General features: G+C 54.5%; 22 protein-coding genes. 13 read left to right on the forward strand and 9 right to left on the reverse strand.

Going from position 1 to position 25,018, the window contains the following annotated elements; all coding sequences use genetic code 11:
• Positions 1 to 28 precede the first annotated feature (28 nt).
• Both H7K52_RS07700 and aspA read right to left on the reverse strand, forming a co-directional pair.
• Positions 29 to 1,330 carry an anaerobic C4-dicarboxylate transporter gene (locus H7K52_RS07700; protein WP_182629901.1) on the reverse strand — a complete coding sequence of 434 codons (1,302 nt, stop codon included), beginning with the start codon at positions 1,328 to 1,330 and terminating at the stop codon, positions 29 to 31.
• 111 nt (positions 1,331 to 1,441) lie between these two features.
• Entirely contained in the window at positions 1,442 to 2,878 is a 1,437-nt protein-coding gene (aspA, locus tag H7K52_RS07705) for an aspartate ammonia-lyase (RefSeq protein ID WP_003848319.1), read from the reverse strand.
• 328 nt (positions 2,879 to 3,206) lie between these two features.
• Here aspA and H7K52_RS07710 point away from each other — a divergent pair, with 328 nt between their 5' ends.
• From H7K52_RS07710 to H7K52_RS07725, 4 genes are all read left to right on the forward strand, one after another.
• Positions 3,207 to 3,668, forward strand: a complete 462-nt coding sequence (locus H7K52_RS07710) for an FxsA family protein (protein ID WP_181405311.1) — start codon at positions 3,207 to 3,209, stop codon at positions 3,666 to 3,668.
• Between the two features lie 229 nt (positions 3,669 to 3,897).
• Entirely contained in the window at positions 3,898 to 4,191 is a 294-nt protein-coding gene (locus tag H7K52_RS07715; protein ID WP_003848316.1) for a co-chaperone GroES, read from the forward strand.
• Between the two features lie 49 nt (positions 4,192 to 4,240).
• A complete protein-coding gene (gene groL, locus H7K52_RS07720; protein ID WP_008925393.1) occupies positions 4,241 to 5,890 on the forward strand; it encodes a chaperonin GroEL in 1,650 nt (549 codons plus the stop codon).
• A 323-nt stretch (positions 5,891 to 6,213) separates the two neighbouring features.
• On the forward strand, positions 6,214 to 6,561 hold the full coding sequence (locus tag H7K52_RS07725; RefSeq protein ID WP_008925394.1) for a DUF4156 domain-containing protein: 348 nt from the start codon (positions 6,214 to 6,216) through the stop codon (positions 6,559 to 6,561).
• Between the two features lie 53 nt (positions 6,562 to 6,614).
• Here the strand turns inward: H7K52_RS07725 and epmB are convergent, their stop codons facing one another.
• Positions 6,615 to 7,643, reverse strand: coding sequence for an EF-P beta-lysylation protein EpmB (gene epmB / locus H7K52_RS07730; RefSeq protein ID WP_033743098.1), 1,029 nt, complete (start codon positions 7,641 to 7,643; stop codon positions 6,615 to 6,617).
• 43 nt (positions 7,644 to 7,686) lie between these two features.
• Between epmB and efp the strand changes: the two genes are divergently transcribed.
• From efp to H7K52_RS07745, 3 genes are all read left to right on the forward strand, one after another.
• Positions 7,687 to 8,253: an elongation factor P gene (gene efp, locus H7K52_RS07735; RefSeq protein WP_008925396.1), complete on the forward strand. Its 567-nt coding sequence runs from the start codon at positions 7,687 to 7,689 to the stop codon at positions 8,251 to 8,253.
• A gap of 51 nt (positions 8,254 to 8,304) precedes the next feature.
• The gene (locus H7K52_RS07740) at positions 8,305 to 8,436 is read left to right on the forward strand and encodes an entericidin A/B family lipoprotein (RefSeq protein ID WP_003848306.1); all 132 of its coding nucleotides are present in this window, start codon (positions 8,305 to 8,307) and stop codon (positions 8,434 to 8,436) included.
• Positions 8,437 to 8,537: 101 nt separating this feature from the next.
• Positions 8,538 to 8,672, forward strand: a complete 135-nt coding sequence (locus tag H7K52_RS07745; RefSeq protein ID WP_003848302.1) for an entericidin A/B family lipoprotein — start codon at positions 8,538 to 8,540, stop codon at positions 8,670 to 8,672.
• A gap of 55 nt (positions 8,673 to 8,727) precedes the next feature.
• Here H7K52_RS07745 and H7K52_RS07750 read toward each other — a convergent pair whose 3' ends face one another.
• Entirely contained in the window at positions 8,728 to 9,252 is a 525-nt protein-coding gene (locus H7K52_RS07750) for a lipocalin family protein (RefSeq protein WP_003848298.1), read from the reverse strand.
• Between the two features lie 135 nt (positions 9,253 to 9,387).
• Here H7K52_RS07750 and epmA point away from each other — a divergent pair, with 135 nt between their 5' ends.
• A complete protein-coding gene (epmA, locus tag H7K52_RS07755) occupies positions 9,388 to 10,365 on the forward strand; it encodes an elongation factor P--(R)-beta-lysine ligase (protein WP_003848297.1) in 978 nt (325 codons plus the stop codon).
• Between the two features lie 151 nt (positions 10,366 to 10,516).
• Here the strand turns inward: epmA and degS are convergent, their stop codons facing one another.
• From degS to zapG, 3 genes are all read right to left on the reverse strand, one after another.
• Positions 10,517 to 11,578 (reverse strand): outer membrane-stress sensor serine endopeptidase DegS, encoded by a 1,062-nt coding sequence (gene degS / locus H7K52_RS07760; RefSeq protein ID WP_003848295.1) that lies wholly within the window; start codon positions 11,576 to 11,578, stop codon positions 10,517 to 10,519.
• Positions 11,579 to 11,667: 89 nt separating this feature from the next.
• Positions 11,668 to 13,041, reverse strand: a complete 1,374-nt coding sequence (degQ, locus tag H7K52_RS07765) for a serine endoprotease DegQ (RefSeq protein WP_008925399.1) — start codon at positions 13,039 to 13,041, stop codon at positions 11,668 to 11,670.
• A 110-nt stretch (positions 13,042 to 13,151) separates the two neighbouring features.
• Entirely contained in the window at positions 13,152 to 13,553 is a 402-nt protein-coding gene (zapG, locus tag H7K52_RS07770) for a Z-ring associated protein ZapG (protein ID WP_003848291.1), read from the reverse strand.
• A gap of 178 nt (positions 13,554 to 13,731) precedes the next feature.
• Here zapG and zapE point away from each other — a divergent pair, with 178 nt between their 5' ends.
• From zapE to sspB, 5 genes are all read left to right on the forward strand, one after another.
• Positions 13,732 to 14,859 (forward strand): cell division protein ZapE, encoded by a 1,128-nt coding sequence (zapE, locus tag H7K52_RS07775; RefSeq protein WP_182629902.1) that lies wholly within the window; start codon positions 13,732 to 13,734, stop codon positions 14,857 to 14,859.
• 227 nt (positions 14,860 to 15,086) lie between these two features.
• Complete coding sequence (rplM, locus tag H7K52_RS07780; RefSeq protein WP_008925400.1) at positions 15,087 to 15,515, forward strand: 50S ribosomal protein L13; 429 nt, start codon at positions 15,087 to 15,089, stop codon at positions 15,513 to 15,515.
• Between the two features lie 15 nt (positions 15,516 to 15,530).
• Positions 15,531 to 15,923 carry a 30S ribosomal protein S9 gene (gene rpsI / locus H7K52_RS07785; RefSeq protein ID WP_008925401.1) on the forward strand — a complete coding sequence of 131 codons (393 nt, stop codon included), beginning with the start codon at positions 15,531 to 15,533 and terminating at the stop codon, positions 15,921 to 15,923.
• A 331-nt stretch (positions 15,924 to 16,254) separates the two neighbouring features.
• Positions 16,255 to 16,896 carry a stringent starvation protein SspA gene (sspA, locus tag H7K52_RS07790; protein ID WP_003851135.1) on the forward strand — a complete coding sequence of 214 codons (642 nt, stop codon included), beginning with the start codon at positions 16,255 to 16,257 and terminating at the stop codon, positions 16,894 to 16,896.
• Positions 16,897 to 16,899: 3 nt separating this feature from the next.
• Positions 16,900 to 17,385, forward strand: coding sequence for a ClpXP protease specificity-enhancing factor (sspB, locus tag H7K52_RS07795; protein WP_003851133.1), 486 nt, complete (start codon positions 16,900 to 16,902; stop codon positions 17,383 to 17,385).
• A 113-nt stretch (positions 17,386 to 17,498) separates the two neighbouring features.
• Here the strand turns inward: sspB and H7K52_RS07800 are convergent, their stop codons facing one another.
• Positions 17,499 to 19,256: a sulfite reductase subunit alpha gene (locus H7K52_RS07800; protein ID WP_182629903.1), complete on the reverse strand. Its 1,758-nt coding sequence runs from the start codon at positions 19,254 to 19,256 to the stop codon at positions 17,499 to 17,501.
• A 185-nt stretch (positions 19,257 to 19,441) separates the two neighbouring features.
• Complete coding sequence (locus H7K52_RS07805) at positions 19,442 to 24,973, reverse strand: glutamate synthase-related protein (protein WP_105099500.1); 5,532 nt, start codon at positions 24,971 to 24,973, stop codon at positions 19,442 to 19,444.
• Positions 24,974 to 25,018: the final 45 nt, after the last annotated feature.

Genomic DNA, 25,018 nt, shown 5'->3' on the forward strand with positions numbered 1-25,018 from the left:
ACGCTCCATCCGTAACACGATGAGCGGGCTATAACAACAACCCACCGAAGACGAAGCCAGAGAGCACCGACAGCGCAATGGCAATTACCCCTGGAATGATAAAGGCATGGTTAAAGACAAACTTGCCAATCCGGGTTGAGCCCGTGTCATCCATCTCAACGGCGGCCAGCAGGGTCGGGTAGGTCGGCAGCACAAACAGCGCCGAAACGGCGGCGAAGGAGGCGATGGCCGTCAGCGGCGTCACGCCCAGCAGCAGCGCGGCGGGCATCAGGGCTTTGGTGGTGGCGGCCTGCGAATAGAGCAGCATCGAAGCGAAGAAGAGCACCAGTGCCAGCATCCATGGATAGGTTTTTAGCGTATCACCAGCCAGCATCTGAATCTCGGCCAGATGCGCTTTTACAAAGGTATCACCCAGCCAGGCGACGCCCATTACGCAGATGCAGGCGCTCATGCCGGATTTAAAGGTGCTGGCGCTGAGGATCTCACTGGTGTCGAGATTGCAGGTCAGGCTGATGAGTGTGGCGATGGTCAGCATAAACACCACAATCGCTTCATTGCGCGGCAGCGGTGGATTGACGATTAACCCGACGCTGGCGCTGGTTGCGGTGGCATAGAGCACCACAGCCACAATGCCCGTCAGAAACAGCAGCACCGATTTTTTCGCGCCCGGTTTTGCCTGGTAACGGCTGGCGCCACGCAGCGTGACTTCGCCTTTGGCGAGGCGGGCCTGATAAACCTCATCATCTTTCAGCTCACGGCCTAAGAAGTTAGTCACCAGCGCGGCCAGGAAGAGACCCACCATGGTTGAGGGGATGGCAATCGCCAGCAGGGTGATATAGCCGATACCGCGCGGTTCAAGCAGTGTGGCGAAGAAGACCACGGCGGCTGAAATCGGTGACGCAGTAATCGCTATTTGTGAAGCCACTACTGCAATCGATAGCGGCCGGGAAGGGCGTACGCCTTGCTCCTTCGCCACTTCCGCAATCACTGGCAGCGTCGAGAACGCAGTATGACCCGTACCGGCCAGCAGCGTCATCAGGTAGGTGACCAGCGGGGCCAGCAGCGTGACATGGCGCGGATGACGCCGCAGCAGGCGTTCAGCCAGGCTGACGAGATAATCCATGCCGCCGGCCACCTGCATCGCAGCGATAGCCGCGATCACCGCCATGATGATTTCAATCACATCGAACGGGATAGCGCCGGGTGCCATGCCAAATCCCAGCGTCAGGATCAACACGCCCATCCCGCCAGCAAAGCCAATGCCAATGCCGCCAAGACGTGCGCCCAACCAGATCGCCATCAAGACGATAACCAGCTCAACCACAAACATGAATCACTCCTGAACATTAAATCGGTAAAACCGGGGTGTGCTGTGTACCAAAAAAAAAGGCACACCGTTTTGATCGCGGTATGCCTTTGGTTAACCAGCGTCGGTTAAGCCTTACTGTTCGTTTTCATCGGTATAACGTTTGGCTTTATAAACCGGGTACATCAGGTTCTGTACCGAGAAGATATCGTCCAGCTCACTTTCCGTCAGCAGACCACGCTCCAGCACGACCTCTCGCACGCTTTTACCGGTTTCCGCACAGATTTTGCCGACGATGTCGCCATTGTGGTGGCCGATGTAAGGGTTGAGGTAAGTAACGATACCAATCGAGTTAAAGACATAGGCTTCGCACACTGCGCGGTTGGCGGTAATGCCGTTGACGCACTTCTCCAGCAGGTTGTAGCAGGCGTTAGTCAGGATGCTGATTGACTCAAACAGCGCCTGGCCAATGACCGGCTCCATCACGTTGAGCTGTAACTGACCCGCTTCAGAGGCCATCGTGACGGTGATGTCATTGCCAATCACTTTAAAGCAAACCTGGTTTACCACTTCCGGCACCACCGGATTGACCTTGGCTGGCATGATGGAGGAGCCCGCCTGCAGCTCTGGCAGGTTGATTTCGTTCAGACCCGCGCGCGGACCGGAGGAGAGCAGGCGCAGGTCGTTACAGATTTTGGAGAGCTTTACGGCCAGACGTTTGAGTGACGAATGGACCATCACATAAGCGCCGCAGTCAGAAGTGGCTTCAATCAGATCTTCCGCCGGTACTACTGGCAGGTTGCTGACTTCCGCCAGACGCTGTACAGCCAGATGCTGATAGCCATCCGGCGTATTGAGACGGGTACCGATGGCAGTCGCGCCCAGGTTCACTTCCAGCAGCAGTTCAGCGGTGCGCAGAATACTTTTGGTTTCTTCGTTCAGCAGTACGCTGAACGCGTGAAACTCCTGACCGAGAGTCATCGGCACGGCATCCTGTAGCTGGGTGCGGCCCATTTTCAGGATGGTCTGGAATTCATCAGCTTTGTGCTGGAAGCCTTCGGCCAGCTGGCTGATGCCATCAAGCAGTTTCAGCAGAGAGCTGTAGACCGCGATGCGGAAACCGGTTGGATAGGCGTCGTTGGTAGACTGGCATTTGTTCACATGATCGTTGGGGTTGAGGTACTGATATTCCCCTTTCTGGTGGCCCATCAGCTCCAGGCCGATGTTCGCCAGCACCTCATTGGTGTTCATGTTGACCGAGGTTCCGGCACCGCCCTGATAGACATCAACAGGGAACTGGTCCATACAGCGGCCGTTGTTCAGCACTTCGTCGCAGGCCTTAATGATGGTATCGGCAATGTTGCGCGGAATAGTCTGCAGCTCTTTATTGGCCATCGCCGCTGCTTTTTTGACCATCACCATGCCGCGGACAAATTCAGGAATGTCGCTGATTTTGCTGTTGCTGATATAAAAGTTCTCAATCGCACGCAGAGTATGAACGCCATAGTAGGCATCCGCCGGAACTTCGCGCATGCCTAACAGGTCTTCTTCGATACGAATGTTGTTCGCCATGATAACCTTCTTATTGTTGCCGCTAACCATCACAAAGGATGTGTTTATTTTGTCGTGGTGTGCCCGTGCCGACATATTATCCGTCTTCAAAGGGGCGTGTGCGATCATATTCTGATGCTTAAGAAAAGCACGCATGCAGATCACTTAATGCTGCAGTCTGGTTAACGATATGTGAAGTTGGTTACAAAATTAACCCCGCAGGATAAATTTGATACGATCGGTTGAAAATGGCGGCGCGGGTGCCCATCTCTTTTCTTATCATCCTCAGGATGAATGCTTTCTGCTGACCGGCACGCTGCCGTTCAGCCCCTACTTACAGGAGAGTACGGTGCGCTGGATACCGTTATTAGTCTTTTTTATTCTGGCCTGGATTGAGATTTCACTCTTCATTCAGGTGGCACACGTCATGGGCGTGCTGCTTACCATGCTGCTGGTGGTGTTCACCTCGTGCATCGGAGTGTCGCTGGTCAAAAATCAGGGCATGAAGAACTTTATGCTGATGCAGGAGAAGCTGGCGCGTAATGAAAGCCCGGCCAGTGAGATGATAAAAAGCGTGTCACTGATCATCGCGGGCTTCCTGCTGCTGTTGCCTGGCTTCTTCACTGATCTGCTGGGTCTGTTGCTGTTGCTGCCACCGGTGCAGAAGCATCTGACGCTGAAACTGATGCCCCATCTGCGCGTCTGGCGCGGACCGGGTGCTGGCCCTGACAGCGGCTATACCATGGATGGCGAGTTCGAGCGTAAAAATAGCGATCGCCTTGAGCACCATGACGACCACAAGGATCGTTAACCGCAGTTTAAGCCTCTGAAAGCGCAACCTCCGGGTTGCGTTTTTTATTTACCCCATCATCTGTTTAAAAAGTCACCACTTATCACATCCGGATAAAAAAATTTGTTGTCCGCCCCCTTGAAAGTGGGTGGTGGCGGCCCTATCTCTCTGGTCACGAGGCCGGAAGCCATGCAGCCCGGTGTTCAACCCCAAAACTGAATGATTGGACTTCTCAAAGGAGAGCTATCAAATGAAAATTCGTCCATTGCACGATCGCGTCATCGTCAAGCGTAAAGAAGTTGAAGCTAAATCAGCTGGCGGCATCGTGCTGACCGGTTCTGCAGCCGGTAAATCCACCCGTGGTGAAGTTCTGGCTGTCGGCAATGGTCGCATCCTTGAGAGTGGCGACGTTAAGCCGCTGGACGTGAAGGTTGGTGACGTCGTGATCTTCAATGAAGGTTACGGTGCTAAAACCGAGAAAATCGACAACGAAGAGGTGCTTATCATCTCTGAGAGCGACATTCTGGCCGTTGTTGAAGCGTAATTTTTACGCGTAATTCACTGAACGAAACGAATTTAAGGGATATTTAAAGATGGCAGCTAAAGACGTAAAATTCGGTAATGACGCACGCGTAAAAATGCTGCGTGGCGTGAACGTACTGGCAGATGCAGTAAAAGTTACCCTGGGCCCGAAAGGCCGTAACGTGGTTCTGGATAAATCTTTTGGTGCACCGACCATCACTAAAGATGGTGTTTCTGTGGCACGTGAAATCGAGCTGGAAGACAAGTTCGAGAACATGGGCGCGCAGATGGTGAAAGAAGTGGCCTCTAAAGCGAACGACGCTGCAGGCGACGGTACCACCACTGCAACCGTACTGGCTCAGTCTATCATCACCGAAGGCCTGAAAGCGGTCGCAGCGGGTATGAACCCGATGGATCTGAAGCGCGGTATCGACCAGGCGGTTATCGCTGCAGTTGAGAAACTGAAAGCGCTGTCTGTGCCTTGCTCAGACTCTAAAGCCATTGCGCAGGTGGGTACGATCTCTGCTAACTCCGATGAAACCGTAGGCCAGCTGATTGCTCAGGCGATGGAAAAAGTCGGTAAAGAAGGCGTGATCACCGTTGAAGAAGGCACCGGCCTGCAGGATGAGCTGGATGTGGTTGAAGGTATGCAGTTTGATCGCGGCTACCTCTCTCCTTACTTCATCAACAAGCCAGAAACCGGTGCGATTGAACTGGAATCTCCGTTCATCCTGCTGGCTGACAAGAAAATTTCTAACATCCGTGAAATGCTGCCAGTGCTGGAAGCCGTTGCGAAAGCAGGCAAACCACTGCTGATCATCGCGGAAGATGTTGAAGGCGAAGCGCTGGCAACGCTGGTGGTTAACACCATGCGTGGCATCGTGAAAGTGGCTGCTGTGAAAGCACCAGGCTTCGGCGACCGTCGTAAAGCGATGCTGCAGGATATCGCTATCCTGACCGGTGGTACCGTGATCTCTGAAGAAATCGGTATGGAGCTGGAAAAAGCGGCTCTGGAAGATCTGGGCCAGGCTAAACGCGTTGTGATCAACAAAGACACCACCACCATCATCGACGGTGTGGGTGAAGAAGCGACAATCCAGGGCCGTGTCACCCAGATTCGTCAGCAGATCGAAGAAGCAACCTCTGACTACGACAAAGAAAAACTGCAGGAGCGCGTAGCGAAACTGGCAGGCGGCGTAGCCGTTCTGAAAGTAGGCGCAGCAACTGAAGTTGAAATGAAAGAGAAGAAAGCCCGCGTTGAAGATGCGCTGCACGCAACCCGTGCTGCTGTAGAAGAAGGCGTGGTTGCAGGTGGTGGTGTGGCGCTGGTTCGCGTTGCAGCACAGCTGGCGGATCTGCGTGGTCAGAACGAAGATCAGAACGTCGGTATCAAAGTTGCGCTGCGCGCGATGGAATCTCCACTGCGTCAGATCGTGTCTAACGCCGGTGAAGAGCCATCTGTTGTTGCTAACAACGTGAAAGCGGGCGACGGTAACTACGGTTACAACGCGCAGACTGAAGAGTATGGCAACATGATCGACTTCGGTATCCTGGACCCAACCAAAGTGACCCGTTCTGCTCTGCAGTACGCGGCCTCAGTTGCAGGTCTGATGATCACCACCGAATGTATGGTCACTGACATGCCTAAAGGCGACGCACCTGATTTAGGCGGCGGCGCTGGCGGTATGGGTGGCATGGGCGGTATGGGCGGCATGATGTAATCGCCGTTGACTGCTTAAGTCATCACAGAACCCCCGATCGGAAACGGTCGGGGGTTTTTCTTTTGGGCGGGAAAATAGTATAAGTAGTGTCGCAATCGTTCGTCTTTCCTCTTGATATCTTCCGCTGTCTGCATGCTGACTGCTGCCGCCTCGCCGGATGGACTTATTATCGTAAGTTACCGGGACGCGCCACTCTGCTGGCCTGAATACAGTATGAAATATGAAGATGATATAACGGGATTAAGGCAATGAATGTTCAGAAAAAAGAGATCTTTTTCTGCTACGCTGCCACCCGACTCTGATGATAATAAATGGGGATTACAATGCGGATTAACCTCTTGCTCGGACTGACGGCTGGCGCGTTATTGCTGGCGGGCTGCAGCAGCTCTACGCAACTCTCTTCAGCGGGGCAGCGTGTGACGTTTACCGATCAGCAGCCTGGCAATAATTGTCAGCTTCTGGGCAATATCACCGGCTCACAGAGCAACTGGCTGAGCGGTGCAGGCGGTGAAACCAGCGCACTGCGTGGTGCGGCCAATGATCTGCGCAATCGTGCAGCCGAGATGGGCGGCAACGTGATTTATGGTGCCACCAGCCCGACGCAGAATCTGTTGTCCGCGTTCGCGCCACTCGATAGCAAAATGACTGGCCAGGTTTATAAGTGCCCATAGTGTGAGTCGGGCATCCTACCGTATTCAACCGGCCAGCCTTGCGCTGGCCGTTTTTATTCCTGACGTAACTGCAAATCTAACGGTGTTTTACTCGGCTCACCGCCGATTTCACGCGCCAGCTTTGGCACCAGATAGCCGGAGACCTGTGACAACAGGGACCGAACCAGCTGGCGTGCCTCGTCGTCTGAGACAAAGAAATGCGCGGCGCCCTGGACTTTGTCCAGCACGTGCAGATAGTAGGGCAGAATACCGGCATCAAACAGCGCATTGCTCAGGGTAGCCAGCGTCTGGGCATTATCGTTGATGCCACGCAGCAGCACGCTCTGATTCAGCAGGGTCACACCGGCACGCTTCAGCCTGATCATCGACTCACGCAGCGCCTCATCAATCTCCTGCGCATGGTTAATATGCGTCACCATAATCACCTGCAGTCGGGTATCGCTTAGCATCTGACAGAGCTGTTCGGTAATACGCGCCGGTATAACGACCGGTAAGCGGCTGTGAATGCGCAGACGTTTGAGATGCGGGATCTGTTCCAGCGCGGCGATCAGCCAGGCGAGCTCATGATCTTTGGCCATCAGAGGATCGCCGCCGGAAAAAATGATCTCATCCAGCTCGGGATGTTCGGCGATATAGTCCAGTGCAGCCTGCCAGCTACGCTTATTGCCGGGATTATCCTGATAGGGAAAATGACGGCGGAAGCAGTAGCGGCAGTTAACGGCACAACCGCCTTTTACCAGCAATAATGCCCGGTTTCGGTATTTATGCAGCAATCCAGGCACAACGTTGCTTTGTTCATCGAGCGGATCGGTGCTATAACCTGGCGCATCGATGAATTCCTGGCGACGGGTCAGTACCTGAAGCAGCAGTGGGTCGTGCGCATCGCCTTTTTTCATCCGGCGGATGAACGCATGCGGTACCCGTAAGGCGAAAAGACGCCGCGCATCCGCACCTTCAGCCAGCTCGGTGTGCTGATCCAGGGCTAAAATCCGCAGTAATTCATCAGGTTCGGTGACAACATCCGCAAGTTGCTGCAACCAATCTTCTCTGGAAGGTGTTTTTAGGGTTACAATGTGTGCCATTTTTTTGGCTTAGTACCAGTGTCAATTTTCGTAGAGGGCCTTCATGGCGACTTATTCTAGCAACGATTTCCGTCCCGGTCTTAAAATCATGTTCGAAGGCGAGCCGTATGCCATCGAATCCAGTGAGTTCGTTAAACCGGGTAAAGGTCAGGCATTCGCACGCGTTAAAATGCGTCGCCTGCTGACGGGTTCTCGCGTTGAGAAAACTTTTAAATCTACCGACTCCGCCGAAGGCGCAGACGTTGTAGATACCAACCTGAACTACCTGTACAACGACGGTGAGTTCTATCACTTCATGCACCCGGAAAGCTTTGAGCAGTTCCAGGTTGAAGAGAAAACGGTAAACGATGCAGCGAAATGGCTGCAGGATAACGCTGAGTGTATCGTTACGCTGTGGAACGGTCGCCCGATCGCCGTTCAGCCGCCGAACTTTATCGAAGCTGAAGTTATCGAAACCGATCCCGGCCTGAAAGGTGATACTGCGGGTACTGGCGGCAAGCCAGCCAAGCTGTCTACCGGCGCCGTGGTGAAAGTGCCATTGTTCGTGCAAGAGGGCGAAGTGGTCAAAGTTGACACCCGCTCTGGCGAATACGTGTCACGCGTGAAATAAGATTCGCAGGCGCATCTCCGGATGCGCCTTTTTCTTGTCTGAGAGAAAAAAATGATCAAGCTGGCAAAATTAATCGCGTTCGCGTTGCTGGTCTCTTCTGCGTTAAGCGCCTGCAACACATTCCACGGTTTTGGCGAAGACGTCTCCCACTTAGGTGGTGCCATTTCCCGTGCGGCAAAATGACCTAACGGATTGTCTTTTTTAGAGTCGCGCCAGCAGCAACTGCCGTAAATCCGGCTATGCTTAAAGCGCTGTACTTTACATCCATCAAAAAGGACATTGTTATGTTAAAGAAAAGTATTGCCGCAATCTTCTCTGTACTGGTGCTCTCTTCTCTGCTGACGGCGTGTAATACAACACGTGGCGTCGGTGAAGATGTCGAAGCGGGTGGCCAGGCGATTCAGAACAGCACGAAGTAACCTGTTATTCCAACCGGTACGAAATGCTTTTCGTACCGGCTTGCCAGCTTTTGCACTATTTCTGTTTTACCCAGATTAACTCTTCCACCGGGAAACCGTTCTGACGTGCCTGTTCAACCAGTTTCTCTTTAACGCCCGGCTCCAGCTGCGGTGTGCGTGACAGTATCCAGAGATAGTGGCGATTCGGGCCGCACACCATCGCATAGCGATAATCGGGATCCAGTGCGATAACGTTGTAGCCGCCGTAGAAGGGGCCAAAGAAAGAGACCTTCAGGGATGCACGCTGTGGCTCACCAGTGAAATAGGCTTTGCCCACGCTCTCCTGCCAGCGCTGCTTTTTAACGTTGTAGCCACGATTGATCACTTTCAGACCGCCATCTTCACGTGGGCTGTAGTTTGCCGTTACCTGTTCAAGGCCGCGCTCAAAAGGGTGATTAAGGCGGGCAATCTCATACCACTGACCAAGGTAGCGCTGGCTGTCGAAGTTATCTATGACCGTGACGTTTTTTGGCGGCGTAGTACTGCAGGCGACTGAGAGAAAAGCACTCAGGCTGGCAACAACTGTTTTCCATGGAGACATAGTGGGATTCCTTTGTGATTTAACCGCTTAAGTATAGAAGCTGAAACGCTGTTATTGGCAGCATGGGCGCGAGATTGTTTGCCACATGCATTGCAGGTAGACTTCCCACCCTAATTTGTATCAGGAGTCATCACCATGAGCGAAACGGCAAGCTGGCAACCAAGCGCATCCATCGCCAATTTGTTAAAACGCGCCGCTATTTTAGCTGAAGTGCGTCGTTTCTTTGCCGATCGCGGCGTGCTGGAAGTGGATACGCCGGCGATGAGTCAGGCAACGATTACCGATATCCATCTGGTGCCATTCCAGACGCGTTTTGTCGGGCCTGGCGCGGCGCAGGGGCGCGATCTCTGGCTGATGACCAGCCCGGAATATCATATGAAGCGCCTGCTGGCGGCAGGCAGTGGCCCGATTTACCAGATGGCGCGCAGCTTCCGCAATGAAGAGGCGGGACGTCACCACAACCCCGAGTTCACCATGCTGGAGTGGTATCGTCCGCATTACGACATGTACCGCCTGATGAATGAAGTCGACGATCTGATGCAGCAGGTGCTGGAGTGTGACAGCGCAGAGTCGCTCTCTTATCAGCAGGCGTTTATCCGTCATCTGGAGCTGGACCCGCTGTCTGCGGATAAAGCGCAGTTACGTGAAGCGGCTGAGAAGCTGGGTGAAGGCGAGCTGGCGCGCGCAGAAGAAGATCGCGATACCTTACTGATGCTGCTGTTTATGCTGGGCGTGGAACCGAAGATTGGTCAGGATAAACCCTGCTTCGTTTATCATTTCCCGGCCAGCCAGGCAGCACTGGCGGAGATCAGTACTGAAGATCACCGTGTGGCTGAGCGCTTCGAGGTCTATTACAAGGGCATTGAGCTGGCGAACGGTTTTCGTGAACTGACCGATAGCCGTGAGCAGCGTCAGCGCTTCGAACAGGATAACCGGCGTCGAGCGGCGCGTGGCCTGCCTGTACATCCTATTGATACTTATCTGCTGGATGCACTGGCGCATGGTATGCCAGCCTGTTCGGGGGTCGCGCTGGGTATTGATCGCCTGATCATGCTGGCGTTGAAAGCGGAGTCATTGAGTGACGTAATCGCGTTTCCGGTGGATCGCTGCTAATCGGTTATTCACAAATGGTGACGGAATAGTGGGGAAGGGTTGGCCCGGATGAAGAGCAAAGCGTCCGAGCCAGGATGGCGAGGCCGACCGCCATGGATGGCGGCCTTCTTTGCGATCAGCTGGGCCATCCCTGACCTGGCTCCGGTTTTAGCTAGTTACTATTGTCCGGGAATTCCTGAATGGTCACCGGCAGCGTCAGTTTCTGATCGTTGCGCAGCACCTGCACCTCAATCACTGAACCCGGGCGAATTTCTGCCACCTGATCCATCGTCTCCTGTGCGGAAATGGCCGGCTTGCCGTTTACACTGAGCAGCACATCGTTGGCCTGAATCCCGGCTTTATCTGCGGGCCCGTCTGGTGTGACCACACTGACAATGATGCCCTGAACCCGATCCAGATTGCTGCCCTGTCCATGCAGCGGCGGTAACTCACGCCCGGTAATGCCGATATAGCCGCGGATGACCCGACCATCACGAATCAGCTTATCCATGATTTTTGAGGCTAAGACCGTTGGAATGGCGAAACCAATTCCTTCCGGTGTTTCACCATCATTGCTCTTATCAAAGGTCAGGGTATTAATACCCATCAGCTCGCCGAGCGAGTTAATCAGCGCACCGCCGGAGTTACCCTGGTTGATTGAGGCATCGGTCTGCAGGAAGTTCTGTCGGCCTGACGAACTCAGACCTACGCGGCCCGTGGCGCTGATAATGCCCTGCGTCACCGTCTGACCGAGGTTGTAAGGATTGCCGATCGCCATCACCACATCACCAATGTGCGGCTGACGGTTTGGATTAATCGGGATAACCGGCAGGCCGGAGGCCGTAATCTTGAGAACCGCCAGGTCGGTCATTCCATCGGAACCCACCAGCGTCGCTTCAAAGAAGCGGCCATCCTGCAGCGCCACGATGATCTGATCAGCATTGTTGATAACATGCTTGTTGGTAAGGATGTAGCCTTTAACATTCATGATCACCCCTGAACCCAGGGTAGTGATCCCACGATTGTTGTTGGTGTGGGCGCTGCGATTGTAAACGTTCACGACAGCAGGCACGGCGCGTCGCACCCCTTGATTGAAGCTAAAGGGCGTTTCGTCGGTAATATTTTCGTGGTTATAAAGGGCGTCGCTGCCCATACGTAGTGCAGGCAGTGCTGCGAGCAAAATACCCGCCACAATCAGGCCCAGCACCACGGCACGCAAGAGTTTAAGAAACATGGTGTTAAATCACGCCAGGGGAGATCGCAGGGGAGAATAGCATGAGAGCGGCGGACACACACGTGCTTGTGTCCGCCGTAATGCGAGGTTTATCTCAACAACAGATAGATACTTTCATCGCCACGCACTACATTCAGAGCCAGCACCGGCGGTTTACCCTCCAGTATTTTACGCATTTCAGCAATGGTCTGAACCCGGTTGCGGTTAACACCGATAATCACATCATCTTTCTGCAGACCCACCTGCTCAGCGGGTGTGCCTTTCTCGATGGTATCGACCTTCACGCCTTTATCCCCGGTTTTCGTCTGTCCATCACTCAGGGTTGCGCCCTGAAGCGCAGGGGACATCAGCTGTGCGCTCGCGGTAGTCTGGGCGCTCTGCTCCAGCGTGACGGTAACCGTTAACGGTTTCCCTTCACGCAGCAGGCCGAGTTTGACCTGTTCGCCTGGCGGTGTGGTGCCGACTTTTACGCGCAACTCAGCGAAGCTGGTAATCGGCTTATCGTTGATGGACGTAATAATATCGCCTGACTTCACGCCCGCTTTCTGTGCGGCAGACTGCGGTAAGACTTCAGAAACAAAGGCACCGCGCTGCGCATCGACATTAAAGGCCTTAGCCATATCGGCCGTCATTTCAGTGCCTTTAATACCCAGCTGACCACGCTTCACTTCACCGAACTTGATCAGCTGCTGCGCGAGGTTCATCGCCATATCACTGGGAATGGCGAAGCCGATACCGATGTTTCCGCCGCTGGAGGCGAGAATAGCGGTATTGATACCGATCAGCTCGCCGTTAAGATTGACCAGCGCACCGCCTGAGTTACCGCGGTTAATCGCAGCATCGGTCTGAATAAAGTTTTCCAGCCCTTCCAGGTTCAGGCCGCTACGGCCCAGCGCAGAGATAATCCCGGACGTGGCGGTCTGTCCCAGACCAAACGGGTTACCGATTGCCACCGCGAAGTCGCCCACTTTCAGCTGATCAGAATCCGCAACTTTCACCTGCGTAAGGTTTTTCGCGCCCTGAATCTGAATCAGCGCGATATCGGTCTGCTCATCATGGCCGATCAGTTTGGCGTCATATTCGCTGCCGTCGCCAAGCTGTACGCTGATCTTATCAGCACCGTTGACCACATGATTGTTGGTCAGTACGTAACCTTTGGCGGCATCAATAATGACGCCAGATCCCAGACCTTCAAACGGTTGAGGCTGGCTATTCCCGCCAGGCATCTGGCCGAAAAAGCGCTTAAGCGGTTCAGGAATATCCTGAGCCTGTGCACCTGAATCGGTGCCTTCCACGTGAACACTGACCACGGCGGGTAACACTTTCTCCAGCATCGGCGCCAGACTCGGCAGCGGCTGGCCCGCAATTTGTGCTGGCAGCGTTGCCATCGCGTCTGGCGCGGCGGCAAGACTCATCCCAATACTCAGGGCTAATGCGCTAAACAGGCGTGCTTGTTTTTTCATTGCTACAACGCTCTCGCTGCAAAAGGTGGGAGGAATTAATCAATGTGACAGTCGTTTGCGGTCAGGGTTCGCAAATTCAGTGGGCGCAGACAGGCTGCGCCCCAAAAAGATTAGTCGCGGGCAGGGCGCTCGCCACGCAGTAAACCCGATGCGCCTTCAGAGTAGTCGCGCGGCATCTGCACCGGGACCTGATCGTTATCCGCTTCAGCTTCAGTCAGCTGATACGCAAACGGATTTTTCTGCCCAGGCAGATTTGGCAGCAGGTCATTGGAGCCTTTTGCCATGTGCTGATAGAGCTGACGATAATCACGCGCCATGTTGTCCAGCAGCTCCGCGCTCTGCGCGAAGTGGTTGGTCAGTTCTTCGCGATAATCAGCCAGCTCCGCTTTCGATTTTTCCAGCTCATACTGCATGCTGCGCTGCTCACGTAGCTTTTTGTTGCCAAAACGCATGGCGACTGCGCCGACAATAATACCTACCACTAAACCAATTAGCCCGTATTCCCAGGTCATAATGACTCCCGTGTTATTTCCATTGTTCCGTAGGGCATTGCACCATTTCAATAATAGTCACTATACCCGTTAATCTTATGGATGTGGAACTCTGGAGCAGCATGGCTTAGTGTAGAACGGCCTTTTTTTCAGCAACCGTGGTATGAATCAGACACCATTCAGGGACTTTGAAACAACAATGCAAACCTCAACTCCGCTTGCACGCTATGAGCAGGCGCTGTCGCAGGGCGAATTCAGGCCCGATGACGTACAACGCGAAGCAATTACCCGTTTAGACGCGCTGCAGCAGGCGCTGGTTGCCCGGCAACAATCTGCCGCGCCAGCCGCATCTGGCCTGCTGGGTCGCCTGTCAAAATTGATCGGCAAAGAGAAAAACGAGACGCCGCAACCGGTACGTGGACTCTATATGTGGGGCGGTGTCGGGCGCGGTAAGACCTGGGTCATGGATCTCTTTTTTCAGTCTATTCCTGGCGACCGAAAACTGCGCCTGCACTTTCACCGCTTTATGTTGCGGGTGCATGAAGAGCTGACGCAGCTCCAGGGTCAGAGCGATCCCTTGCTGATTATCGCGGACAAATTTAAAGCCGAAACGGACATCCTCTGTTTTGATGAGTTTTTTGTCTCTGATATCACAGATGCGATGCTGCTGGGCACGCTGATGGAAGCGCTGTTTGAACGCGGTATCGCACTGGTGGCCACCTCGAACATTCCGCCCGATGATCTCTATCGCAATGGTCTGCAGCGTGCACGCTTCCTGCCAGCCATTGAGCAGATAAAACGCCACTGTAATGTGATGAACGTGGATGCCGGTATTGACTATCGGTTGCGCACGCTGACCTCCGCACACTTGTGGAACTATCCGCTGAACCCGGAAACGCACGCTGAAATGACGCGGATGTTTAAAGCGCTGTCGGGCAGCCAGCCAGAAGCGGCGCCGGTGCTGGAGATTAATCACCGCCAGATGCCGACACTGGGTGTCAGCGAAGGCGTGCTGGCGATTAACTTCAAAACCCTGTGCGGTGAAGGGCGCAGTCAGCATGACTATATTGCGCTGTCGCGCCGTTTTCACAGCGTGCTGCTGTATGACGTGCCGGTGATGATCTATAAAACCGAAGATCAGGCGCGGCGTTTCCTGGCGCTGGTCGATGAGTTCTATGAACGTCATGTGAAGCTGGTAGTCGCGGCGGAGACGTCACTGACCGAGATTTATCAGGGCACGCGGCTGAAATTCGAATATCAGCGCTGTTTATCACGGCTTCAGGAGATGCAGAGCGAAGAGTATCTGCGTTTGCCGCACCTGCCGTGAGAATAAACAGGATAAATACCGAAATAGGGTTCGATTTTTGTAACCGACTTCTCTATAATCTTGCGACCCCACGTTACAGCAAAGGATTTTTTTCCCAAATCCTCTGTGTTCCAGTAACTCTATCCGAAGGGGTGGCTTGCTGGTCAAAATGGTCGTGTGAGCCTCATTCGTTTACTTAAGCGTTTGGGATTTCACCAACGTGTAACTTAATTTGGGTAAGCTTTTCGATGAAAACTTTTACAGCTAAACCAGAAACCGTCCAACGTGACTGGTTTGTAGTTGACGCAACGGGCAAAACTTTGGGTCGCCTGGCGACTGAACTGGCGCGCCGTCTGCGTGGTAAGCATAAAGCGGAATACACTCCGCACGTTGATACTGGTGATTACATCATCGTTCTGAACGCAGAAAAAGTTGCTGTAACCGGCAACAAGCGTACTGACAAGATCTACTATCACCACACTGGTCACATCGGTGGTATCAAACAGGCGACCTTTGAAGAGATGATTGCTCGCCGTCCTGAGCGTGTGATTGAGATCGCGGTTAAAGGCATGCTGCCGAAGGGCCCGCTGGGTCGTGCTATGTATCGTAAACTGAAAGTTTACGCAGGCAACGAGCACACCCATGCGGCACAGCAACCGCAAGTTCTTGACATTTAATCGGGATTAAAGGCAATGGCTGAAACTCAAAACTACGGCACTGGTCGCCGCAAAAGCTCTACCGCTCGCGTATTCATTAAGCCGGGTAGCGGTAACATCGTAATTAACCAACGTTCTCTGGAACAGTACTTCGGTCGCGAAACTGCCCGCATGGTAGTTCGTCAGCCGCTTGAGCTGCTGGACCTGGTTGGTAAATTCGATCTGTATGTCACTGTTAAAGGTGGCGGTATTTCTGGTCAGGCTGGTGCGATCCGTCACGGTATCACCCGCGCTCTGATGGAATACGACGAATCACTGCGTGGCGAACTGCGTAAAGCAGGCTTCGTTACTCGTGATGCGCGTCAGGTTGAACGTAAGAAAGTCGGCCTGCGTAAAGCACGTCGTCGTCCTCAGTTCTCCAAGCGTTAATTGTTTGCAGCTCCGGCTGCGACAATTGGCTCAAAAAACCCGCTTCGGCGGGTTTTTTATTTGCTGCCGTCCCCTCGACTCCCGGCGAAAACCGTAACGTCGCGCTCAATTTACCTGCAAACATTCATTCCACGCCCACAAGTAGCCTAAAATCTGGTAAACTCTGTGTCACTTTGCGCCCGCAGGCCGGTGCGTTATGCGCCTTCCCACTGTCGGGGCGTCAGTATCTACGGCGCGGCTAACCAGGTTGCGTGCGAGTTCGATAAGCAAGTGAGTCGCCGTGTGGTTGGCTATTTGCAGTATCTTTTTATGAACAAACTTGGAGGTTTTCATGGCTGTCGCTGCCAACAAACGTTCGGTAATGACGCTGTTTTCTGGTCCTACTGACATTTTCAGCCATCAGGTACGTATCGTCCTGGCGGAGAAGGGTGTCAGCGTAGAGATCGAGCAGGTCGAAATGGATAACCTGCCGCAGGATCTGATTGACCTCAATCCGTATCGCACGGTACCGACGCTGGTAGATCGTGAGCTGACGCTGTATGAATCACGCATCATCATGGAATACTTAGATGAGCGCTTCCCGCATCCGCCACTGATGCCGGTTTATCCGGTTGCCCGTGGTGATAGCCGCCTGATGATGCATCGCATCGAGCAGGACTGGTATAGCCTGATGCGGAAAGTTGAGAACAGCACGGGTCAGGAAGCTGAAGCAGCACGCAAGCAACTGCGTGAAGAGCTGCTGGCTATCGCACCCCTGTTTGGTCGTACCCCTTACTTCATGAGCGAAGAGTTCAGTCTGGTCGATTGCTACCTGGCACCGCTGTTATGGCGTTTGCCGTCAATGGGCATCGATTTGATTGGCTCAGGTTCAAAAGAGCTGAAAGGCTACATGAACCGCGTATTTGAGCGTGACTCTTTCCTTGCTTCATTAACTGAAGCTGAACGTGAAATGCGCCTGCAAGCCCGGGCTTAACGTATGGAAATGTCGCAACTTACTGCACGTCGTCCCTACCTGCTTCGCGCCTTCTATGACTGGTTGCTCGACAATCAGCTGACGCCGCACCTCGTGGTCGATATTAATCTGCCCGGTGTGCAGGTGCCGCTGGAGTATGCGCGTGATGGTCAGATTGTCCTGAACATCGCGCCACGCGCGGTGGGTAACCTTGATTTGGCGAATGATCAGGTGTCGTTCAATGCGCGCTTTGGTGGTGTTCCTCGCCAGGTTAATGTGCCGATGGCGGCGATTCTGGCAATCTACGCGCGTGAAAACGGTGCCGGGACGATGTTTGAGCCTGAACCTGCTTACGAGCTGGGTACGCAGGAGACGTCAGAGGGTCAGGAAGAGACCATGATGTCCGTGATTGATGGCGATCGTCCTGACGATGCCCGCGATGACGAGACACCGCCTGACGACGATCCACCGCCTCGTGGCGGACGCCCTTCACTCCGTGTAGTGAAATAGCCGTGAATACCCGTCCATCCGACGGGTATTTTTTTGCCTGTTATTCATAAAAAAGAGATAAAAAAAATCCGGCTGCCTGCGCAAGCCGGATTTCTTTCAGCACACCTTTGCTATCAGTAGACGTCGCGCAGGTAGCGTTTCTCTTTCTTCAGCTGATCCACGTAGTCTGCAGCGCGCTCGGTGGAGAGCCCACCAAACTGGCGAACCACTTCATACAGCGCGTTATCCACATCCTTCGCCATGCGCGATGCATCGCCGCAGACGTAGAAGTAAGCCCCTTCCTGCAGCCAGGCATAGAGTTCTGCACCCTGCTCAAGCATCCGGCTCTGCACGTAGATCTTCTTCTCCTGATCGCGTGAGAACGCCAGATCCAGGCGGGTCAGCAAGCCATTATCCCGCCAGGCAAGTAATTCATCCTGATAGATAAAGTCATGTTCCTGATGCTGATCGCCGAAGAACAGCCAGTTTTTTCCCTGCGCGCCGGTTGCCTGACGCTCCTGCAGGAAGGCCCGGAATGGGGCGATGCCGGTACCGGGTCCCACCATGATCAGCGGTGCGCTGTTGTTAGCCGGCACGCGGAACGATTTATTGGGTGAAATAAAGATGGCGGGTTTCTCGCCACGACGCACACGCTCGGCCAGATAGGTGGAGCAGACGCCACCGCGATTACGGCCGCCGCTGTGATAACGCACTGAGGCAACAGTCAGATGCACCTGGTTAGGATGGGCTTTAGAACTGGACGAAATGGAGTAAGCACGATGCTGCAACGGACGCAGCAGAGCGACGAATTCAGGTACCGCCAGCGAGCGCGTCAGTTCAAGCTGCAGCAGGTCGAGCGTATCTTTGCCCCACAGCCACACGCCCAGCGCATCTTTATCATCATGCTGTAACACATGACGCAGTTCCTGGTTGGTGGTGTTCTGTCCGACCCATTCGATCAACTTGCGCGACGGCTCCGAAATCTCAAACTGGTAGGTCAGCAGGTCGCCGAGGCTGCGGTCGAAGCCGGGCACCGGTGTCTGGTAATCAGCATTAAGCTGAGTCAGGAGCAGGCTGACCAGCGACGGTTCATTGACCGGAATCACGCCCAGCGCATCGCCCGCTTCATACTTCAGACCGCTGTCCGACAGGTCGAATTCGAAATGACGGATATCTTTTGCTGACTGCTCGCCTGACAAACGCTTGTTGGTGATCAGTGCGGCGGCATACGGATTCGATTTATTGCTGCCAGGAATCACAGGCGCTTCAGGTGCACTCTCCAGCACGGTGCCGCTGCTGCCCGCGCTGGCAGCAAACTGTGGCATTGAGCTGTTCAGCCATTCGCTGGAAGGCTCTTCATAATCAATATCACAATCGATACGATCAACCACGCGTTTCGCGCCCAGCTGCTCAAGGCGCATATCAATGAACTTGCCCGCCTGACAGAAGCCGTCGTAACCGGTATCGCCAATCGCCAGCACGGCAAAATGCATCTGCTCCAGACGCGGTGCGGTACTGGCAGAAATCGCATCCCAGAATAGCTGTGCGTTGTCCGGCATTTCCCCTTCGCCATAGGTCGAGGTAACAATCAGCACATGGCGCATGGTGGCGAACACATCAAGATCGACATCGCCCAGCGCCTGAACCACCGGAACCAGCCCTTTCGCGCGGGCAGATTTTGCTGCGGTATGCGCCAGCGCTTCGGCATTGCCGGTCTGCGAGCCATACAGAATGTGCAGTTGCGTGGTCGCGGCTGCACCCGTACCTGCGGCAGGTTGCTGTTTGTCTTCTAACACCAGCAAACGGGAGTGAAGCCCCGCAAGAAAGCCAGCCAGCCAGTACTTCTGATCGCCATTAAAAGGTGCATCTTCTGGAATATAAGGAATTTTCATGGGTACGTTTACTCAATCCCGTTCTCGCCCGATATCAGTGGCGTTGTCCGGTGTGACAGCCGTTCCGCTTTCCCGTGCCGCAGATTTTGCAGCAGGGGAGAGCGGTTTTGCATCTGTCCGGTACAACGATTAATCCGGGCAATGATCAATTAATAATATTCAGTTCAGCCTGATCAGTATCACTGTCAGGAGAGTTTACCCACCGCAGCGGCGATTTCCGGCAATGCCGCACGTGCAAACAGCTCTTCAAAGTCAGGCAGATGACCCAGCACTTCCCGGTTACAGGCATCCTGATACATGATCCAGCCGTAGGTTGCCAGGCTGTCCATGGAGCGGATATTACGTTGCGTCAGCGCCGCTTTGTAATCTGACATGCGTTTGGTCCCAATCAGACTCGCCAGTTCGTCATCGCTGTAACTCTCGATGGCGGAACGGGCATGACGCTGCAGCTTACTGACCAGCGAAAAGTCTTCCGTCATCAGCAGATTACGCACCGCTTTTTCTACCGCCGGATCTTCAACCGGCGTGCCTTTCGGCAATTTTGCCAGTGCCAGTTGCTGGGCAAAGCTGAGCACGGTGTAGTTGTTCAGCAGGACAAACATCTCCTGCGTATCGGTCGCGCCATAGGCTGGTACGGCACCGTTGGCGATGGTTTTACCCTGACGCCACGCGGCTTTAAACTTGGCAACCTGATGGCCTGCCAGCGCCGTTGATAGCTCTTCGAGCAGATCTTTACGGCTCTTGGCTTTCAGGATCTCACCGCCATCCTGATAGAGCAGCAGCGAACGTGGCATCACATAAACAAAGTGATGACACTCTGTTTCCCAGTTTTCCAGCAGCCAGGCAGCACGTGGCGATTTTGTTGCCTCAAGATGCCAGTTGAGCATGGTCAGTACCGCCTGCTTGTGCACCTGCGCCATCTCATCCTGATCGGCAATGGAGCCAAACCGCACAGAGTCCCCGGCAGCGTGGCTTGCCAGCGAACCATAGGGATCGTACTGGTAGGCAAAGCCGCCACTCATGCCGTTGCCAAATCCTTTACCAAAGGTGCCCAGGTTTAGAATGGCGCCGTTGGTCATATATTCACAGCAGAAGTCACCCACGCCTTCAACGACGGCCGTTGCACCTGAGTTACGCACCGCGAAGCGGTCACCGGCCTGGCCCTGTACGAACAGACGTCCGCCAGTTGCACCGAACAGCGCAAAGTTACCAATCAGCACGTTGCCATCGGCATCCTGCGCGCCGCCACCCGGCGACATCACAATCAGTTCGCCGCCACACTGTCCTTTGCCGACACCGTCATTACAGGTGCCATAGTGTGCCAGCTGCATGCCATCGTTGCAGAATGCGCCAAATGACTGGCCGGCAGAGCCGGTTGTGGAAATTTTTACGCTCTCAGGCGCCAGATAGCGGCGACCGCGATCGTCAGTCATGACAGCAGGCATCAGGTTTAACTGCTCCGCGCTCAACTGATGGTTCAGCATGCGTTCGATATCGATAGCCAGCTGACCACCGACACTTTTGTTGCGGTTATTCAGCACGATGCCATCGCCCAGTGCGACGTCAGGATTTCCCTGCTCCACCAGCGACAGTTTCAGCTGCTCAATCCAGCCATCATCCAGTTCAAAATCTTTTTCCAGATAAACCGGCTTGTCGATTTTCAGTTCAGGCACCACGGTGAGCATGGCGCGTAAGTCGAGTTTGCCCACTTCCAGCGGGTGATCCATCAGGTGCAGCAGGTCAGAGCGACCGCGCGCTTCACGCAAAGAACGCAGACCCATACGTGCCAGGATCTCACGCACTTCATGCGCCACGTTGAGGAAGTACTGCGCCAGCTGACGTGGATCGCCATCAAAGGCTTCGGCATTGGTGGTTAAGCCAGCCGGGCACTTCACATTACAGTTCTTCGCCATCACGCATTTCAGCATCATCAGCGCGGTAGTGCCGAACTCGAAACTGTCGCCGCCCAGCAGGGCAGATTTCACGACATCGCTGCCGGTTTGTTGCGCGCCAGAGCAGCGCAGCAGGACTTTATCGCGCAGACCATTGGCGCACAGCGCCTGGTGGACTTCAGCGATGCCGATTTCGGCTACGCGTCCGGTGTATTTCAGACTGGTGACAGACGCTGCGCCGGTACCGCCGGTGTTACCCGCCACGTTAATCACATCTGCACCGGCTTTGGCTACGCCAACCGCGATGGTGCCGATGCCTTCAGACGAGACCAGTTTGACGATAACGCGCACCCGCGCGGCTTTACAGTCGTGGATTAACTGCGCCAGATCTTCGATGGAGTAGGTGTCATGGTGTGGCGGTGGAGAAACCAGCTCAACGCCAGGCGTGCCGCCACGCGCAGCCGCAATCTCTACCGTGACTTTGGCTGCCGGTAACTGTCCGCCTTCGCCAGGCTTCGCACCCTGACCAATTTTGATCTCCAGCTCTTCCAGCATTGGATCTGCCAGATAGGCAGCCCAGACGCCGAAACGACCGGAAGCCAGCTGTTTGATACGGGAGGCACGAATAGTGCCATGGCGGGAGTAGTGCTCACCGCCTTCACCGCAGTTACTCATGCCGCCGACCATATTTGTGCCGTGTGCAACCGCTTCATGAGCAGGCGCGACCAGCGCACCGTGGCTCATCGCGCCGGAGGCAAAGGTACGGGTAATTTCACAGGCTGGCTGTACGTCGCTCAGCGGCAGTGAGGGCAGGGTGGTGAAGATACGTGACAGATAATCAGCCGCTTTACCGTACGCGGTCACTTTCAGACCCCCTTCAACCACTTCGCTGCTCTCAATATCATCGCCGAAGCGGAACTTCAGGGCGCGTGACAGGTTCTGCAGGCGCTCACTCTCAGGCTTCAGCCCTTCAATGGCATCGGTCAGACGCAGCATGAAGTGATTCAGGCTGCCATCCACCGCTTCACACACCATGCCGCGAATCGCAAAGCCGTTGTTGGTCAGTGAGTAGCGTCCCAGTTTGCGACGGAACTCCGCTTCGCTGTCGATGTGTGTCAAATCAGCCGGGAAGGTCAGGATGTCGCGCAGGGCCGCCGGACGACGTTTACGCTCTTCGTACATCAGGCTTGAGAACTGACGATAATCGGCAGTAATGGCAAAATTGTTGATGACGTCATCCGGGATGCGCTCGAAGCTGCTGTCTTTGAACGTTTCGGGCTTGATGCCAAACGCGTTATCCAGTTTTGCCAGCGTCATCAGGCGGATAAAGTTGTCCTCTTCGCGCGCTTTGTCGGCAAAGCGAATCGGCTCTTCAGTCATGTCGATGAAAGTACGTACGGCGATGGTGCCGTAAGAGTGCCCCGCGCCTTCTGCACGCTCTTTAAACAGGCCCAGCAATGGCACTTCAGATTCACCCTGAATCTTCAGTGCGCTCTGGTGCCAGTCTACTGCCATCGCCGCGATTGCTGCGAAGCCTGCGCCGCCCACCGGTGTTCTGATATTCGGGAAATACTTTTTCAACACCGGATCATCGGTGTTGAGGAAGTTTGGCTCAAAGAACTCGCCGCTGCTGTAGCTCTCAACGGTACAGAGGCCCACTTTGCCCATGGTTTTCATCAGCGCTTTTTCAGCCGCTTTGGCATAGCGTTTAAAGGCTTTGTTGCCTTCTTCACCTTCACCAAATTTCTCCTCTGCCCGCATCTGTACGCCCAGTGGGTAGATAGCGGAAGCGCCGAAACCAAGTGTGGCGGCAATGTGGTGCGAAGAGATGCTCTGGCCGCTCTCCACCACCAGAGAAACATCCAGACGCAGGCCTTCCTGCACCAGACGCTGGTTAATGGCGGATACCACCAGCAACATCGGGATTGCAGCGTGTTTCGACGAGATGTGGCGATCGGTCAGTACGGCAATGCCACCCTGAGAGCGGGCAAAATCCACAACCTGTTGCGCCAGGTCATCAATCGCTTTTTCCAGCGCATTCGCGTTAGCCGTGGTGCTCAGCAAATCTTTACCGATCACGGGCTCATAGAGCATCTCAAAGCGGGCATAAGGCGCGATTTTCTGCTCACGTAAACGCAGCATATCAAGGTGGCTGAGGATGGGGCTCGGCACCACAATCTGACGGCCTTTACTGCGGCCCAGATGCGGTTTTGCGCCCAGCGCGACGCGCAGCGTCATACCGTCCACTTCGCGGATAGAGTCCAGCGGTGGGTTGGTTACCTGAGCAAAGCGCTGAGAGAAGTAGTGCGCCATGCCGCCTTCATGATCGGATAAGCCATTAATTGCGTTGCCGTAACCCATCGCAGAGATCTTCTCTGCGCCAGTGTTCAGCATCGGGTCCATCATGAACTTGAAGCTTTCCTGGTTGTAGTAGTAGGCAACAAAGCGCTGATAGGTTTTCAGGTCGCCGCGATAACGTAACGGTGAACCCTGCTGCTCTGCCGGGATCTCAGGCAGATCGTCAAGACCGACGCGCGCTTCGCGAAGCAACGCAGAATAATCTTTCTCTGCAGCCAGTTTTTCCAGCGCCTGCAGCGTGGTGTAGCTGCGTTTTTCACGATGATCGAAATAGAGCATGCCGCCCGCTTCGATTCGGCCACGACGCAACACGCTTTCAGGTGGAAACGCGATCTGCCCGGCTTCTGACATTGCACCGATATACTCAGCCGTTTCGACTGAACGCAGTGGACGCAGGCCAAGACGGTCCAGACGAGCACCAATGACTTCGCCATTGCCAAAGATTAATGCTGCAGGGCCGTCGTTCTTCTCTTCATACAGCGAGAAATACTCCAGCATGTCGCGCACTTCTGTCGGCAGAGAACTGTCATTTTCCCAGGCGGGCGGCATCATCGAGACCACGGCGGTGATCAGATCGAGGTTATCTTCCATCAGACGGCTGTGGATGCTCTGATCCAGACGCGAACTGTCAGACTGGCCTTTTGGCCGGACGATTTTCTTGCCACGCGCCAGCGCCAGCGCCGACTCGGCGATGCGGTTTTTGCGGTCAGTGTTCAGTTCACCGTTATGCGCCATCAGGCGGAACGGTTGTGCCATGGTGGTATGCGGATCGGTGTTAGTGGAGAAGCGGGTATGGAAGAACAGCCCGCGTACCTGATGGTCCGGATCGGTCAGATCTTTGAAGTAAGGGATCACTTCATTGGAATTCAGACGGGCTTTAAACACCTGGGTGCGTGATGACAGCGACAGCGGATAAAGACCGCCAAATTCGCTTTCGGTAAACGCACGGGCTTCAATGGTCAGCAGGGCGCGGTAGATACGTTTTTCGAAGTCGTTCTGGTCGACCACGTCCTCTGGCGCAGTGAAAATCCACTGCAAAATCGGTAGCTGAAACTGCACGGCGGCCGGGCGCGTCACGCTACTGTCGAGCGGCATGTCGCGTTTCATGATCACCGGCAGGCCAAAGCTGCTGAGTGCCTCATCCACCAGACGTTCGGCATTCGCGCGCAGCCCGGCATCTTTTGGCACGAAGAAGTTGCCGACACCAAAGCGACCCGCTTCCAGCGGCTGGCCGGTAATTTTGCGGAAGAAGTGCAGCGACAGATCAACGTTGACCCCCGCACCATCGCCGACGCCTTCCGCGGACATACCGCCGCGGTGAGGCACGGTACACAGAGCGCTGTGTGCCATCTGCAGAATCTCGTGGGTCTGCTCGCCGTCCTTACGCGTAATGAAACCTACACCACAGCTGTCACTGCCTGCTGTCGGATCATACAAGCCATAGGATTGAGGTTTTTTAGTGGACATTGAGGGTCTCCTTAAACTGCTTTGACATTACCTGCACTGATTCAG

This window comes from Pantoea hericii (genome assembly GCF_014155795.1).
In the GTDB taxonomy this organism is placed as follows: Bacteria; Pseudomonadota; Gammaproteobacteria; order Enterobacterales; family Enterobacteriaceae; genus Pantoea; species Pantoea eucalypti.